Here is a 15,207-nt window from a genome sequence, read left to right on the forward strand (position 1 = left end):
ACGACATGTGAGCCGCAGCACCTGAGCGCGTGACAGCGTTCCTGTGGGCCCGGATGCCGACCACGCCGCAGGTCATAGACGTGCTGGTCAGAAGGGGTGCCTCTCACTGGAGGCACCCCTTCCGCGTGCGAGCTGTCTCACCTTGATCAGGCTCTGCCACGGTGTGACTCAGTGCGTGTGGACCGGACGCGGACCGGAGTCCGGCACAAGCGGACCACGTACCCGCTGGTCAGCACCCCTTGCGGTCTGGGGCATGGACCGTTGCCCAGAACCGCCTGAGGCCGGAGGTGCCGAGACGCGGCAACGAGCGGAGGCGGCCTGCCGGAAGTGTGGCTTCCGGCAGACCGCCTCCGCTCGTTGCGAGCTATCGGATCAGAGGAGCGCACCGTCGGTGATCTGAGTGGCTATGCCGTTCTTGACCACGACTTCGGCCTCCACGCCCTTCTTGGCGGCCTTCTCCAGGTCGGCCTCCTCGCAGGGGGCGTCCACCTTCGAGCCGGCGGTGCCGCAGATCTGGCCCCCGCCCAGGATCACGGTGTCCTCGGCGAGGAAGAACGCCTGCTGCTCACCGCCGGAGCCCTTGGCGGCAGGACCGTCGACCAGGTACTTGCCGGGCGCCATGTACCGCACGATGCCGTACCAGGTGCCGCTGACGCCCTTGCCCTTGTTGAGGCCCTCCACGACGGTCTCGCCGGAGTCGGATGTGCTCCCGGAACCGGACGTGCTGCCGCCGGACGTCTTCCCGGAACCGGACGTCTTGCCGCCGGACGTGCTGCCGCCGGACGTCTTCCCGGAACCGGACGTGTTGCCGCCGGACGTGTTCCCGGAACCGGAGGGGGATGCGGAGGAACCGCTGACGCCTGTGGCACCGGACTTGCTCGCCGCCGCAGACGCGTCGGCCTTGCCGGAGGAGCTGTCGGCGTCGCTCTGGTTGCACGCCGTCATCAGCAGGGTGCCGCCCAGGAGCGCGGCGGAGACAAGGAAGGCCTTGCGACGGTTGCGGATCATGTGTCAGTTCCCCTGCGTGATCTACTGGTTGGGGCTGAGGTGCGGGCGTCCCTCGGCACGTGCTTGATCATTATGAGGGGCGCAGGATCCGAGCGGATGCCTCGGTCCTTGATCCAGGACGACGCCGTAACGGTCCCGTGACATGATCAACTCAACTTCACTGAAACGGGCTTGATGCTCCCCGCCGAACGCCGGGGGCGTGAGGGTTGTCGATCAACTGTTCGGGGTGCTGGCGGAGTGCCGGCCGTCAAAGCCCGCTCGATCTGGTCGTTCGAGCGCTGTTGGTTGCGGTGAATCGCCTTGGCGTAGAAGCGGAACAGGACTGCGATGCCGTGGCCCGCCCGGCGTGCGAAGCTGCTTGCTGGTGCAGCACCGAAGTGGGGTGCCGCTCGTGCTCATGGGGAGGGCCGCACCCGAGACGCGAGCCTGTGGACCCCGTGTGGACCATGCTCCCCGCTTTGAGCCCGCGCCGGGTACTCTGTACCCGCTCCGCCCCAGGTGGGCCGGGGCGTGGGTGGGTTGCCCGAGCGGCCTAAGGGAACGGTCTTGAAAACCGTCGTGGCGCGAGTCACCGTGGGTTCAAATCCCACACCCACCGCAGCGCAGGTCAGAGACTTGCAGGTCAGAAGGGGTGCCTCTCTCCGGAGGGGCACCCCTTCCGCGTGGCTCCCTGCCACCCGGTCCGCCGGGATCCCATCCCTGACCGGTGCGGGCGGCCGGCCTGCGGCCAGGATTCACGGCTCGTTCGTCGAGCCGGTCGCGCTGCTGGGGAGGTCGTCGTCGTGGGTGTCGGCTATGAGTTCGGCGAGGGTGAAGTGGGCCTCGTCGTGCGACAGCCGGTTCTCGACGCGTACGACGTAGCTGCGCTCGGACACGCGGAAGACCCGTCTCTTCTGACGACTGCGCCCTGCTTCGGTGAGGGCCTCGGCGAAGGCGTCGACGATCCGCAGCATCTCGGCGAGGGCCTGCGCCTCGGTCCCCTCGAGTTCCCTGTGGACGGCGTACCGGAAGGCTTCCGCCTCTCCGTGAGCTTTCATGACGGCCCATCGAGGCATGGTGTTCTCCAGTCGGGTCGGGTCGGGTCAACGAACCTTTCACAGCCGATTCTTGACCGGCTGAGCGCCTGATCATGACCACCTGTTCGCGCTGCCTTGACCCGGGGCGATGTTCCTTTGGGAGGGGCTCCGAGGGAGCCGCTTCGTCGCATCGTGATCGATCGTGAAGGACACGCGTGTCTCGTTCATCCCACGCCGCCGTGGCAGTCCGCGGCATAGGCACTCTCGCGGCCGCGGCCGCTCTCGCCGTCGGCGGCGCGCACGCGGCGTTCGCGTGCAGCATCGGTGACTTCTCCGCCGTGGCCGTCTGCGACGGGGGCGGCCACGGCGTCATCCGCGTCACCGACCGCGACGCCTCGGGCACGCCGGCCCGGATCGACCTGTTCCTGCAGCTGAATCAGCCGATCAACAACCAGCGGCTCGTCGAGACCAGGACGCTCGCCCATCCGACCGCCCGAGGCGTCACCGTCGACTTCGTTCCCGAGTCCTGGTACGCCGGGGAGACGTTCCGGATCCACGTGAAGGCGGGTGACCTGGTCGACGACGACGTCCAACCCCTGGTCGTCGTGCAGGAGGACACGTGTGCGCCGGGCGGCCCTCCGGCGTCGGCCCCGGCGTCGGCCTCCCCCTCACCGTCGGCTCCGGCTTCGGCGTCGGCCCCGGCGTCCGCCCCGCCGTCCGACGAGGCGTCGTCGGAGTCCTCGGCCTCGGCATCGGCCTCGGCCGCTCCCGTGGCCGCCGCGTCGCCGGCGGGCGGCGGCGTCCGGCTCGCCGAGACCGGCGCGGGCGGCGGGACCACCGTGATCGCCGGGGTCGCCGCCGGGCTCGTCGCGGTGGGCGGCGGCATCGTTCTCGCGCTGCGCCGGCGTGCGGGCGTCAGGGGGTAGTGCTCCGGAGGCTGACCGGGGCCGCGTCGACGCCCGCGCCGCCGCCCGGGCGGGCTCACGGGGCCGGGCGGTGTGCCGTCATCCGGGCGGCCGACGCGATCGTCCCGCGGGCTTCCCGGGCCGTCAGACCGGTGTGGACGGCGGCGGTGACCAGGTCCTCGGTCAGTTCCGCGCCGATGCCGTTCTCGTGGGCCCGGCAGGCCGCCCAGAACAGCCGGGTGTTGCGCTGCCCCTCGTGGGCCGCCAGGACGAACTGGATCAGACCCCGGCCGTGCGAGCCGCCCGCCGGAGGCCGTCTGCCCGGGCGGGCGGAGCCCGGCGGCGGGACGAGCAGCCGCAGCAGGGAGGGCGGGCAGGGCGCGGGCGGGAGGTGCGCGCTGCCGGGGTCGGCGGTGTAGACGCCGTGGGCCGTGCGGGATCCGGGGCCGACCAGGTAGCCGCCGGCGCCGCGGATGTCGATGCCGGGGGCGAGCCGGCCGGCCGAGTTGGGGACGACGACGTCCGGCGGGCCGGTGAGCCACAGGTGCCGTCCGCCGGACGGCGTGAGGACGACGACCGTCGGCGGGATCGTGAAGAGGTGCCGCAGGGCCAGTTCGCGCAGGGCCGCCGAGGAGTCCGTGCCGGACTTGGTGTCCAGGTCGACGCCGACGAGGTGGTGCGGGGGCAGCCCGCAGGCGATGCCGTAGCCGGTGGCCCAGGGGGCGGCGGCGAAGAGTTCGCGGATGCGGTCGGGGTCGGTGGTGGCGTCGTAGACGCCGTGACCGGGGCGGCCGCACTCGCCGTGGCAGGGCGGGGCGGCGGGGCCGTCCGCAGGCCCGCCCCGGTGGTTGTCGCGCCCTTCCTGGGGCCCTCCCTCGCGCCCTGTGTCGCGGCGTTCGGCGGGGAGTTCGTCGCGGTGTGGGGAGCGCAGGGCCGGGAGCTTGGTCCTGGACAGCGGGATGACGGCCAGGCCGCGTTCGGCGGCCGACAGGGCGTGGGCGAGGGCCAGCGTGGTGGCCTGCCGGGGGAACCGGTCGGTAGTGGCCATGCCGCCATTATCGTACGCGTGTTCGAAATAAGGAAGAGGGCGAGCTGAGGCGTGGAGCGGCGGCATGCGCCGAGCGGGTGACCTTGACAGGATCCAAGAACTGACGGACAGTCAGAAACCGCTGGGCCACCGGTGGTCCTCACGCCACTCCCGCCCCGGTCCTGGAAGGAGTGCGGTCGTGGACGACGATCTCCACGCGCGGCTCAAGGCCTACGAGGGCCGTCCCGCCGCGGTCGCCGGCGCAGGCCGGGACCCCGTCAACGCGCCCATGATCCGGCACTGGTGCGAGGCGATGGGCGACCTCAACCCCGCGTACACCGGCCCCGGAGCGATCGCCCCGCCCACCATGCTGCAGACGTGGATCATGGGCGGCCTGAGCGGTCACCAGGGGCGCGCGCAGGCCTACGACGAGCTGCTCGCCCTGCTCGACGAAGCGGGCTGCACCGCTGTGGTGGCCACCGACTGCGAGCAGGAGTACCTGCGTGCGCTCCGGCCGGGCGACGAGGTCGCCTTCGACACGGTCATCGAGTCGGTCTCACCGCGCAAGACCACCAAGCTCGGCGCCGGGCACTTCGTCACGACCCGCACGGACGTCCGGGTGGCCGGCGAACTCGTCGGCACGCACCGCTTCCGCATCCTCAAGTACGCCCCGGCCGGGCGGACTCCGCGGCCGCGCGAGCGCCGTCCCCGCCCCGTCGTGAACCGCGACAACGCCGGTTTCTGGGAGGGCGTCCGCGACCGCCGCTTCCTCATCCAGCGCTGTGCCGGCTGCGACGCCCTCCGCTTCCCTTGGCTGCCCGGCTGCAACGCGTGCGGAGCGGCCGAGTGGGACGTCGTCGAGGCCGGCGGCGAGGGCACGGTCTTCTCGTACGTCGTGATGCACCACCCGCCCTTCCCGGCGTTCTCCCCGCCCTACGCGGTGGGTCTGATCGAGCTCGCCGAGGGCGTCCGGGTCATCAGCGACGTCGTGGACGTCCCGTACGACAAGGTGCGGATCGGCATGCCGGTGGAGCTGGAGTTCCGCACGTACGACGACGAGTTGACGCTGCCCGTGTTCCGCGCGCGGGAGGGAGCCGTATGAAGGCCGGTGACGTGCTGCCGCCGCTGGAGATCGACATCACCCGCACCCTCATCGTGGCCGGCGCCCTCGCCTCGCGCGACTACCAGGACGTCCACCACGACCCCGAACTCGCCCGGCAGAAGGGCTCGCCCGACATCTTCATGAACATCCTCACCACCAACGGCCTCGTCGGCCGCTACCTCACGGACTGGTTCGGCCCGACGACCGTGCTGCGCAAGGTGGCCATCCGGCTCGGCGCGCCCAACTACCCAGGCGACACCATGGTGTTGCGGGGCCGGGTCGAGGAGGTCGAGGGGGACACCGCCGTGGTGCGGGTCACCGGGGACAACGGCGTCGGCCGCCATGTCACCGGCACGGTCACGCTCACGGTGCCGGCGGGCGGCGTGCGATGAGCGTGCGGGAGCGCGACCGCCTCGGCGGGCTGGCCGCCGTCGTCGGGATCGGGGCGACGGAGTTCTCCAAGGACTCGGGGCGCAGCGAACTGCGGCTCGCGGCGGAGGCGGTACGGGCCGCACTGGACGACGCGGGGCTCGCGCCGGCCGACGTGGACGGCATGGTGACCTTCACGATGGACACCAGCCCGGAGATCACCGTGGCGCAGGCCTGCGGGATGGGCGAGCTGTCGTTCTTCTCGCGGGTCCACTACGGCGGCGGTGCGGCCTGCGCGACCGTGCAGCAGGCGGCGCTGGCGGTGGCGGCGGGCGTGGCCGACGTCGTCGTCTGCTACCGCGCCTTCAACGAGCGTTCGGGACGCCGCTTCGGCTCGGGGGTGCAGCACCGGGAGCCGTCGGCCGAGGGCGCGGCGCTCGGCTGGTCGCTGCCGTTCGGGCTGCTCACCCCCGCGTCCTGGGTGGCGATGGCGGCCCAGCGCTACCTGTACGCCTACGGGCTGACCGCCCAGGAGGCGTTCGGCCCGGTGGCCGTCACGGCCCGTCGGCACGCGGCCGGCAACCCGGCCGCCTACTTCCACGACCGGCCGATCACGCTCGCCGACCACGCGGCCTCCCGCTGGATCGCCGAACCCCTGCGGCTGCTGGACTGCTGCCAGGAGACCGACGGCGGACAGGCCCTGGTCGTCACGTCGGTGGAGCGGGCCCGCGACCTGCCGCACCCGCCCGCAGTGATCGCCGCCGCGGCGCAGGGGGCGGGCCGGGCCCAGGAGCAGATGACCAGCTTCTACCGCGACGACCTGACCGGCCTGCCGGAGATGTCCGTGGTCGCCCGCCAGCTGTGGCGGACCTCCGGACTGGCGCCGGCCGACATCGACGTGGGGATCCTGTACGACCACTTCACCCCGTTCGTGCTGATGCAGCTGGAGGAGTTCGGCTTCTGCGCGCCGGGCGAGGCGGCGGGCTTCGTGGCGGGGGACCGGCTGCCGCTGAACACCCACGGCGGTCAGCTCGGCGAGGCCTACCTGCACGGGATGAACGGCATCGCGGAGGCCGTACGGCAGCTGCGGGGCACGTCCGTGAACCAGGTGCCGGGCGCCGCACGGGCCCTGGTGACGGCGGGCACCGGCGTGCCGACCTCGGGCCTGGTGCTGGTCTCGGACGGCTGAGCTCCCGGGCCCGGCGCGCGGAAGGGCCACTGCCGGGAGCGCGAGGGCGGCGGCCGGACGGCCCAGGGGCATCCCTGACGGGTGGAGACGGCTCGTCCACCTGTAGGAGGTGGGGCAGGCACCACCCCTACAACCTGAGAGGGACGCCGCTTAGGGACCTGCGGCCGATCCCCCGCCGGGCAGCCGAACCTAGCGTGGAAGCCATGACCACACTCGTCTGCACCAGCGCGTCGAACGGCAGGACGCGGCCCGCACCGTATCCGTCCTTCGCGTCCTACGTCAGAGCACGTCAGCCGGTGCTGCTGCGCACCGCAAGGTCGCTGACGGCGAACCCGAACGACGCGGAGGACCTGCTGCAGACCGCGCTCGCCAAGACGTACGTGGCCTGGGAGCGGATCGAGGACCACCGGGCGCTCGACGGTTACGTGCGCCGTGCGCTGGTGAACACGCGCACGTCGCAGTGGCGCAAGCGCAAGGTCGACGAGTACATGTGCGACGAGCTGCCGGAGCCCGAGCCGGTCACCGGCGGGAACGACCCGGCCGAGCAGCAGGCGCTGCACGACGCGATGTGGCAGGCGATCATGAAGCTGCCCGCGCGGCAGCGCGCCATGGTGGTCCTCAGGTATTACGAGGACCTCAGCGAGGCCCAAACGGCCGAGGTCCTCGGCGTCTCGGTCGGCACCGTGAAGTCGGCCGTGTCGCGGGCGCTCGGCAAGCTGCGCGAGGACCCCGAACTGGGGCTTGTGCGATAGCGCGCCGACGTATTTGTTCTGACCGGGGCTCGAACGTGACCTGATCGATCACCGCCTCCTAGTGACATACCGAGCGGTATGTGCGCAGAATCAGCACAACCGTTACCACCGCGTAGGCAATGTCGCCGCCCTGGGAGGACGCCGTGCTGAGCACCATGCAGGACGTACCGCTGCTGATCTCGAGGATCCTGACGCACGGGGCCACGATCCACGGCTCGTCGCAGGTGACCACCTGGACGGGCGAGGGCGAGCCGCACCGTCGCTCCTACGCCGAGATCGGCGAGCGCGCCGCCCAGCTGGCGCACGCCCTGCGCGACGACCTCGGGGTGTCCGGCGACGAGCGTGTCGCCACCCTCATGTGGAACAACGCCGAGCACGTCGAGGCCTACTTCGCCATCCCGGCGATGGGCGCCGTGCTGCACACCCTCAACCTGCGCCTGCCTCCCGAGCAGCTGGTGTGGATCGTCAACCACGCCGCCGACAGGGTGGTCATAGCCAACGGGTCGCTGCTGCCGCTGCTCGCCCCGCTGCTCCCGCACCTCACGACGGTCGAGCACGTCGTCGTCTCCGGACCCGGCGACCGCTCCCTCCTCGACGGCTCCCACGCGCGCGTGCACGAGTACGACGACCTCGTCGCGGGCAAGCCGACCGTCTACGACTGGCCCGAGCTGGACGAACGCCAGGCCGCCTCCATGTGCTACACCTCGGGCACCACGGGCGACCCCAAGGGCGTCGTCTACAGCCACCGTTCGATCTACCTGCACTCGATGCAGGTCAACATGGCCCAGTCGATGGGTCTGACCGACCAGGACACCTCGCTCGTCGTCGTCCCGCAGTTCCACGTCAACGCCTGGGGCCTGCCGCACGCCACGTTCATGACCGGCGTGAACATGCTGATGCCGGACCGCTTCCTGCAGCCCGCGCCGCTCGCCGAGATGATCGAGAGCGAGAAGCCGACGCACGCGGCCGCGGTCCCCACCATCTGGCAGGGCCTGCTGGCCGAGCTCACCGCCAAGCCGCGGGACGTCTCCAGCCTCACCCAGGTCACCATCGGCGGCTCGGCCTGCCCGCCGTCCCTCATGACCGCCTTCGACGGGCTGGGCATGCGGGTCTGTCACGCCTGGGGGATGACGGAGACCTCCCCGCTCGGCACCATCGCCCGTCCGCCCGCCCATGCCATCGGCACCGACGAGGAGTTCGGCTACCGCCTCACCCAGGGCCGCTTCCCGGCCGGCGTCGAGGCCCGGCTCACCGGCCCCGGCGGCGAACGCCTGCCCTGGGACGGCGAGTCGGCCGGCGAGCTGGAGGTGCGCGGCGCCTGGATCGCGGGCGCCTACTACAACGGCCCCGACGCCGAACCCCTGCGCCCCGCCGACAAGTTCAGCGAGGACGGCTGGCTCAAGACGGGTGACGTCGGCACGATCTCCCCCGACGGCTTCCTCACCCTCACCGACCGTGCGAAGGACGTCATCAAGTCCGGCGGCGAGTGGATCTCGTCGGTGGACCTGGAGAACGCCCTCATGTCCCACCCGGACGTCACCGAGGCCGCCGTCGTGGCCGTCCCGGACGACAAGTGGGGCGAGCGCCCGCTGGCCACCGTCGTCCTCAGGGAGGGCTCCACCGCCGACTTCGCGTCCCTGCGTGACTTCCTCGCCGCCGAGGGCGGCATCGCCAAGTGGCAGCTCCCCGAGCGCTGGACGATCATCGAGGCCGTCCCGAAGACGAGCGTCGGCAAGTTCGACAAGAAGGTGCTCCGCAGGCAGTACGCCGAGGGCGGCCTGGACGTCACGCGCCTCTGACCAGGGAACGGACGGCACCCGCCGACCCCTGACCCCCGCCCCCCCCCGACGGCCGAACCCCCGCCCCCCGACGGCCGAACCCCCGCCCCCCGACGGCCGAACCCCCGCCCCCCGACGGCCGAACCCCCGCCCCCCGACGGCCGAACCCCCGGCCGCCGACCCCCCTGACCCCCGACCACGACCCCGACCCCGACCCGCTGGTCCGCCTGTCCGGCGGCTCGGCGGGTCGCGGGCGTGCTCACCGACGGCGGCCGGCCGCGGTCGCCCGATGACCGGGGCGCGGGCACCGCCGCGAAGGCCGGTCCCGGCACGGGAGACCGGCCGACGCCCCGGACCGGGGAACGGCAGCCGTGCATCCCCTGAGCGGGGCCGCCCGGACGGGACTCTCGAACCCGCCCTAGTTGGTGCCGATCCGCGCCAGCAGGTCCACGATCCTGGTCTGCACCTCCGGGCTGGTCGAGCGCTCGGCCAGGAAGAGGACCGTCTCGCCCGACGCCAGCCGCGGCAGGTCCGCCTGGTCGACGGCTGCCGTGTAGACGACGAGCGGGGTGCGGTTGAGCTGCCCGTTCGCCCGCAGCCAGTCCAGGATCCCGGCCTGCCGACGATGGACCTGCATCAGGTCCGTCACCACCAGGTTCGGCCGCAGCTGTCCGGCGAGCGCGACGGCGTCCGCGTCGCTCGCCGCACGGGCCACCTGCATCCCGCGCCGCTCCAGTGTCGAGGTCAACGCGAGGGCGATCTCGGCGTGCTCCTCGATGAGCAGCACCCGCGGCGGATGCTGCTCGCTGTCGCGCGGCGCGAGCGCCTTCAGCAGGACGGCGGGGTCGGCCCCGTACGCCGCCTCGCGCGTCGCCTGCCCGAGTCCGGCCGTGACCAGCACCGGCACCTCGGCGGCGACGGCGGCGGCCCGCAGCGACTGCAGCGCCGTGCGGGTGATCGGCCCGGTCAGCGGGTCCACGAACAGCGCCGCCGGGAACGCGGCGATCTGCGCGTCGACCTCCTCGCGCGAGTGCACGATGACGGGACGGTAGCCGCGGTCGCTGAGCTCCTGCTGGGTGCCGACGTCGGGCGCCGGCCACACCAGCAGCCGACGGGGGTTGTCCAGCGGTTCCGGCGGCAGCTCGTCGTCCAGCGGCTGCGGCCGCGGCGGATCCGCCACCTCGACGGCCCCGCCGGGCCCGTCCAGCGGTTCGGGTCCCTCGGCGGCGTTCTCGTCCGGGGCTCCTATGGCGTACGACCGTCCGGCCCCCTCGGTGCCCGTCCCACCGGCCACGAGCCGCGACTGGCCCGCGAGGGACGGCTGCGACGGCTGCAGCGGCGGCTGTGCCGACGGGACGGCAGCGGGCGCCGGCGAGGGCATGGGCGCCGCGACTGCGTGCGGAGCCGGAGCCGCCACCGCCTGCTGCGGGCCGGGCTGCGGGACGGCGCCCTGCTCGGCCGACGGGTGCGGCCGGGCCGTCTGTTCCGGACGCGTCGCCGGGTCGGGCGGAGTCCCCAGCTTGCGGCGCCGTCCGGAGCCGCCGGGAGTGTGCGGGGCAGGGGTGGCGGCGGTCGGCTGAGGGGACGGATGGGACGGCAGGCCGGGCTGAAGGCGCTGCGCCGACTGAGCCTGGTGAGCGTGCTGGACGTGTGGGATCTGCTGGACCTGGGCGGCCTGCCGGGTGAAGGGCACGCCCTGCCCCAGCGTCCGCACGCTGAAGGCCCGCCCCTGCGTCGAGTCGGGGTCGACGGGCAGGGCCGCGGCGGCCTCGGCGGGCAACGGCTGTGCAGCCCGCGGCTGTCCGGCGACGGCTTCGGGCGGAAGCGGGGTGCCCGTGCCGGGGGTCGACATGGCCGGCCCGGCCGGGGACGCCGCCGCAGGAGCCTCGGCGGGCAGCGGCAACGCCTGCCCGGGCGCCGGCTGCGCGACGGGAACGGCCTGCACACCCTGGGCCTGTGCCTGGGCCTGGGCCGGGGCGGCTTCCGCGGGCTGGCCGACGGCCCGTCGCCGGCGGCCGGTGGGCGCGCTGGTCGGGTGCGGCTGGGGCGGGGTGTGGTCGTCGGCCTGGTCGTGCGGAACGGCGTCGTGACGTCCGTGGTCGGCGCCGGCGTCCCCGAAGGGACCCGGACCCGCCACGGGCGGCTGCGCCTGCGCCGGAACCGGAGCCTGCGCCGGAACGGGGGCCTGCGCGGCCGCGGGCGCCTGCCCGGGCGCCTGGACCATGCCCGGCGCCTGCATCACACCCGGAACCGGTACCGGAACGGGACCACCGGGCTGCGCCTGTGCCTGGACCGGCGCCTGTCCCTGCGGCTGGACCGGCGGCTGCGGCTGGACCTGAGCCGGTCCGACCGCGGGCGTCATTCCGGGACCGTCGGCGAGGCCGACGCCGGGACCGTCGGAAACGGGACCGCCGACTGGGCCGCCGGAAACGGGACCAGCAACGGGACCAGTAACGGGAGCGGCACCGGATCCGGGGCCCGAAGCGCCGGAAGCGGGGTCCATGCCGGGAACGGGGCCGGGAACAGGTCCGGAAACGGGGCCGGGAACGTTTCCGGCGACGTCCGTCGTCCGGTCCGCCTCCGCGGGCGGCAGGGCGAAGACCGTGCGGGGCCCCGCCTCCTGCGCGGCGGCACGCTCGTTCGCGGCGGCCAGGGCACGCCTGCGGCGCCCGGTCGGCTGTCCGCCCTCCGCCTCGGCGTCACCCGGGTAGCCCGCTCCCGTACCAGGACCGGAGGCTGTCTCGGCCGACGGACCCGCGAGGGCCGGCAGCGCCGGCGGCAGGGCGTTCTGCGCCTGCTGACCGTCGGGCGCCTGCAGGGCCCGTCGTCCGTCCGGAGCCGGTACGCCCTGCGGCGGAACGGTGCCGCCGAGTCCCGTCCCCGAAGCCGCCGTCCCCGCCGCGTGCTCCGCGGCCATGACGACCGCACCCTCGCTCACCCCGGAATCGGCCCCCGCCACGGCGAGCTCGGCGGAACGCCCGCGCCGCCGTCCGGTGCCGCCGGAGCCCTCCGGTCCCTCGGCCTCGGCCACCGCCGGCGGCAACTCGCCCGGCGTCTCCACGGCGGGCGCGCCACGCCTGCGCCGACGTCCGGTCGGAACCCCCGCGTCGGGGTCGGCGCCGGCCTCCGCCTCGGGGACGTCGCTCTCCAGGAAGGCGTCCACGGAGGACCGCCGGGCCCGCCGCCGCCCACCGGGGCCCTGCTCGCCCCGGCCCTCGTGCTCCACGGCTCCGCCGCCCACCGGCAGGGCGGGCAGTGCGGCGGCCGGCGGAGCCGCGACGGCCCCCGCCCCACCGCCCAACGGCACCTCGAGCACGTACGCGCTGCCGCTCATGCCCGGCACCTCGTGCGTCTGCAGCACGCCGCCATGGGCCCGGACGATCCCCCGCACGATCGGCTCGTGCACGGGGTCGCCGCCGGCGTACGGCCCGCGCACCTCGATGCGCACGACCTCGCCGCGCTGGGCGGCCGCCACCACGACCGTGTTGTCCATGTAACCGCCCGCCGAGACGGGCGCGTTGCCGGTGGCGTCGACGCCTGCGACGTCCGCGACGAGGTGCGCGAGCGCGGTCGCCAGGAGCCGCACGTCCACCTCGGCCTCGATGGGCGGCGCGTGCACGGCGAACTGGACCCGGCCGGGCCCGATGAGCTCCACCGCGCCGTCGACGCCCGCCGCGACGACCGCGTCGAGCATCACCTTCGTCCGGACGACGGTCTCCGCCCCGGTGTCGAGCCGCTGGTACCCGAGCACGTTGTCGATCAGGGTGGTGATCCGCGAATAGCCGGCGGACAGGTGGTGCAGCACCTGGTTGGCCTCCGGCCAGAGCTGTCCGGCGTCGTCCGCGGCGAGCGCGGCCAGCTCCCGGCGCAGCTCGTCCAGCGGTCCGCGCAGGGATCCCCCGAGCAGGGTGAGCAGCTGCTCGTGCCGCCCGGCGAGCGCTTCGTACCGGTCCTTCTCCCGCTCGCCGAGCGAGGCGTAGCGCTCCTCGCCGGCCGCGATCTCCTCCTCGTGCAGCTCGCGCAGCTCCTCGAGCTCGGCGACGTGCTGCTGGCGCAGTGCGGTGAGGTCGGAGGCGTGCTCCTCGGAGAGCTTCTCCAGCTCCTTCGCGTGCCGCTGCTCGACGGACTCCTTCTCCTCCGCCAGGGCGTCGTAGGGCCGGCGGTCGGTGAAGGTCATGACGGCGCCGACGAGTTGGTCGCCGTCGCGCACGGGGGCGGTCGTCAGGTCGACCGAGACCCGGTCACCGCTCTTGGACCACAGCACCTGGCCGCGCACCCGGTGCTTGCGCCCGGAGCGCAGGGTGTCGGCGAGCGGCGACTCGTCGTACGGGAACGGCGAGCCGTCCCCTCGCGAGTGCAGCACCAGGGTGTGCAGCTCCTTGCCGCCGAGATCGCTCGCCCGGTATCCCAGTATCTGGGCGGCTGCCGGGTTGACGAGCACGATCCGCCCGTCGGTGTCGGTGCCGACGACGCCCTCGGCCGCGGCCCGCAGGATCATCTCGGTCTGCCGCTGCGAGCGCGCCAGCTCGGCCTCGGTGTCGACGGTGCCGGAGAGGTCGCGTACGACGAGCATCAGCAGCTCGTCGGAGGCGGAGGAGTATCCGTAGCCGTCGTAGGCCTGCTGGCCGTTCTCCAGGTTGGCGCTGGTCACCTCGACCGGGAACTCGGTGCCGTCGGTGCGGCGCGCCATCATCCGGGTCGGCTTGGTCCGGCCGCGCGGGTCCATGTGGTCGGGGCGCCGCATGGACCCCGGGATCAGCTTGGAGTCGAACTGCGGCAGCAGATCGAGCAGCCCCCGCCCCACCAGAGCCGTACCCGGCGTCTCGAACGCCTCGAGCGCGATGGTGTTCGCGTTGACGACCGTCCCGTTGGCGTTGACCAGCACCAACGCGTCGGGAAGCGCGTCGAGTATGGCTGCGAGGCGAGCAGCGCCTCGGGATGGCCTGCTGCTCACGAGTCGCTTCCTCCCTGTTACCGCACTCTGCCGACCGCTCGGGCCATATTGCCAACCGGTCCGCAGCGTGTCACGCGAGGGAGTCTAAGGGCTGGGGTCCCGCCGGTGACGCCGGATGAGAGCGACCTCGCACGACGAAGTGACCCAGAACGTATGTCCTGGCCCGGCGTGACCGGTCCCCGCGCACGTCGGCCCGCTCCCGGTCGGGTCCCCGGCGCCGCCCGACTTCGCGAGACCTCCTTGCGACCTCCGTGCGACTTCCGTGCGACCTTTACGGAACCGGTGCCTCCGCCACGCCCCCGCCCGACGCCGGCCGCGGGCCGGGAAGGAGCGGCACGAACCGGTCCCACCGCTCGATCTGGCAGCCGTTGCCGCGGTCGAACGTCGCGTCGACGGGACGTCCGGCCCAGCGGCCGGTGACCTGGGCGGTGGCCGGCCCGCCGTACCGCATCGTGCAGAGTTCGCCGCCCGCCACGGGCGCGAAGGCGTCCCGGCCCCACCGGGTGTTCCGGTCCACGGCCCCGCAGGCGCCGTCCGGGTCGGGGTGGCTGCCGCGGGCGGGGTGGCAGTGCACCTCGAACGTCCCGTCCGCCCCACCGCCGGCGTGCCGGACGGTGACCGTGAGGTGATCGTCGCCCGCCCGGTCCTCCTCCCGGACCGGCGGCGGCGCGAGCGGGACACGTCCGCCGGCCGCGGCGGCGCTCCCGGGCCGCGCGGGCTGCGCGGGCTGCGCGCTGACGGGGCCCGCGGCCGACGGGGCGATCACGGCGGCGCAGACGGCAAGGGCGGTGACGACGAGGCGTCGAAGCGGGGTGACCTGGAACATGCCGGGACTAACGCCGCGCCGTCGGCGACGTTGCGCCCGGGGAAGTGCTTTGCCCTGCGACCCGACTGCCTAGTACCGTGGACGTCGATTGGTGACGCGGTGCTCGACTGTGTCATCATCTGCACGCAACCACTCGCACGCACGCGAGCGGTTGTGCTGGAGGCGTCGCCTAGTCCGGTCTATGGCGCCGCACTGCTAATGCGGTTTGGGACTTACATCCCATCGAGGGTTCAAATCCCTCCGCCTCCGCTCGATCACCGAAGCCCCGGTCCACGCGATCG

The 15,207-nt window shown here is 73.5% G+C and carries 11 protein-coding genes and 2 tRNA genes; 8 read left to right on the plus strand and 5 right to left on the minus strand.

Features of this window, described 5'->3' with window-relative positions:
• Positions 1-372: 372 nt before the first annotated feature.
• The gene (locus tag ACH4ZA_RS10140) at positions 373-1,008 is read right to left on the minus strand and encodes a hypothetical protein (protein ID WP_398428781.1); all 636 of its coding nucleotides are present in this window, start codon (positions 1,006-1,008) and stop codon (positions 373-375) included.
• Between the two features lie 513 nt (positions 1,009-1,521).
• On the opposite strand from ACH4ZA_RS10140, the gene ACH4ZA_RS10145 reads away from it, so the two are divergent.
• Positions 1,522-1,606, plus strand: a tRNA-Ser gene (locus ACH4ZA_RS10145).
• 136 nt (positions 1,607-1,742) lie between these two features.
• Here the strand turns inward: ACH4ZA_RS10145 and ACH4ZA_RS10150 are convergent.
• On the minus strand, positions 1,743-2,045 hold the full coding sequence (locus tag ACH4ZA_RS10150; protein WP_398428783.1) for a hypothetical protein: 303 nt from the start codon (positions 2,043-2,045) through the stop codon (positions 1,743-1,745).
• A gap of 194 nt (positions 2,046-2,239) precedes the next feature.
• Between ACH4ZA_RS10150 and ACH4ZA_RS10155 the strand changes: the two genes are divergently transcribed.
• Positions 2,240-2,950, plus strand: coding sequence for an LAETG motif-containing sortase-dependent surface protein (locus tag ACH4ZA_RS10155; protein WP_398428784.1), 711 nt, complete (start codon positions 2,240-2,242; stop codon positions 2,948-2,950).
• Between the two features lie 55 nt (positions 2,951-3,005).
• On the opposite strand, the gene ACH4ZA_RS10160 is transcribed toward ACH4ZA_RS10155, so the two are convergent.
• Complete coding sequence (locus ACH4ZA_RS10160; RefSeq protein ID WP_398428786.1) at positions 3,006-3,977, minus strand: bifunctional DNA primase/polymerase; 972 nt, start codon at positions 3,975-3,977, stop codon at positions 3,006-3,008.
• 178 nt (positions 3,978-4,155) lie between these two features.
• Between ACH4ZA_RS10160 and ACH4ZA_RS10165 the strand changes: the two genes are divergently transcribed.
• From ACH4ZA_RS10165 to ACH4ZA_RS10185, 5 genes are all read left to right on the plus strand, one after another.
• Entirely contained in the window at positions 4,156-5,058 is a 903-nt protein-coding gene (locus tag ACH4ZA_RS10165) for a bifunctional MaoC family dehydratase N-terminal/OB-fold nucleic acid binding domain-containing protein (RefSeq protein ID WP_319279641.1), read from the plus strand.
• Positions 5,055-5,450 (plus strand): MaoC family dehydratase, encoded by a 396-nt coding sequence (locus ACH4ZA_RS10170; protein WP_319279639.1) that lies wholly within the window; start codon positions 5,055-5,057, stop codon positions 5,448-5,450. Before ACH4ZA_RS10165 ends, ACH4ZA_RS10170 begins: the two co-directional genes overlap by 4 nt.
• Positions 5,447-6,616: a lipid-transfer protein gene (locus tag ACH4ZA_RS10175; RefSeq protein ID WP_398428788.1), complete on the plus strand. Its 1,170-nt coding sequence runs from the start codon at positions 5,447-5,449 to the stop codon at positions 6,614-6,616. Before ACH4ZA_RS10170 ends, ACH4ZA_RS10175 begins: the two co-directional genes overlap by 4 nt.
• A 203-nt stretch (positions 6,617-6,819) precedes the next feature.
• A complete protein-coding gene (locus tag ACH4ZA_RS10180) occupies positions 6,820-7,368 on the plus strand; it encodes a SigE family RNA polymerase sigma factor (RefSeq protein WP_306950374.1) in 549 nt (182 codons plus the stop codon).
• A gap of 119 nt (positions 7,369-7,487) precedes the next feature.
• Positions 7,488-9,167, plus strand: a complete 1,680-nt coding sequence (locus ACH4ZA_RS10185; RefSeq protein ID WP_319279637.1) for a long-chain fatty acid--CoA ligase — start codon at positions 7,488-7,490, stop codon at positions 9,165-9,167.
• Positions 9,168-9,564: 397 nt separating this feature from the next.
• Here the strand turns inward: ACH4ZA_RS10185 and ACH4ZA_RS10190 are convergent, their stop codons facing one another.
• Together ACH4ZA_RS10190 and ACH4ZA_RS10195 are read right to left on the minus strand one after the other, a co-directional pair.
• On the minus strand, positions 9,565-14,100 hold the full coding sequence (locus ACH4ZA_RS10190) for a PAS domain-containing protein (protein WP_398428790.1): 4,536 nt from the start codon (positions 14,098-14,100) through the stop codon (positions 9,565-9,567).
• A gap of 271 nt (positions 14,101-14,371) precedes the next feature.
• Positions 14,372-14,926, minus strand: coding sequence for an SSI family serine proteinase inhibitor (locus tag ACH4ZA_RS10195; RefSeq protein ID WP_398428791.1), 555 nt, complete (start codon positions 14,924-14,926; stop codon positions 14,372-14,374).
• Between the two features lie 158 nt (positions 14,927-15,084).
• Between ACH4ZA_RS10195 and ACH4ZA_RS10200 the strand changes: the two genes are divergently transcribed.
• Positions 15,085-15,175 (plus strand) — tRNA-Ser (locus ACH4ZA_RS10200).
• Positions 15,176-15,207 lie beyond the last annotated feature (32 nt).

Origin of the sequence: Streptomyces sp. NPDC020597 (genome assembly GCF_044335095.1) — a bacterium.
GTDB lineage: Bacteria > Actinomycetota > Actinomycetes > Streptomycetales > Streptomycetaceae > Streptomyces.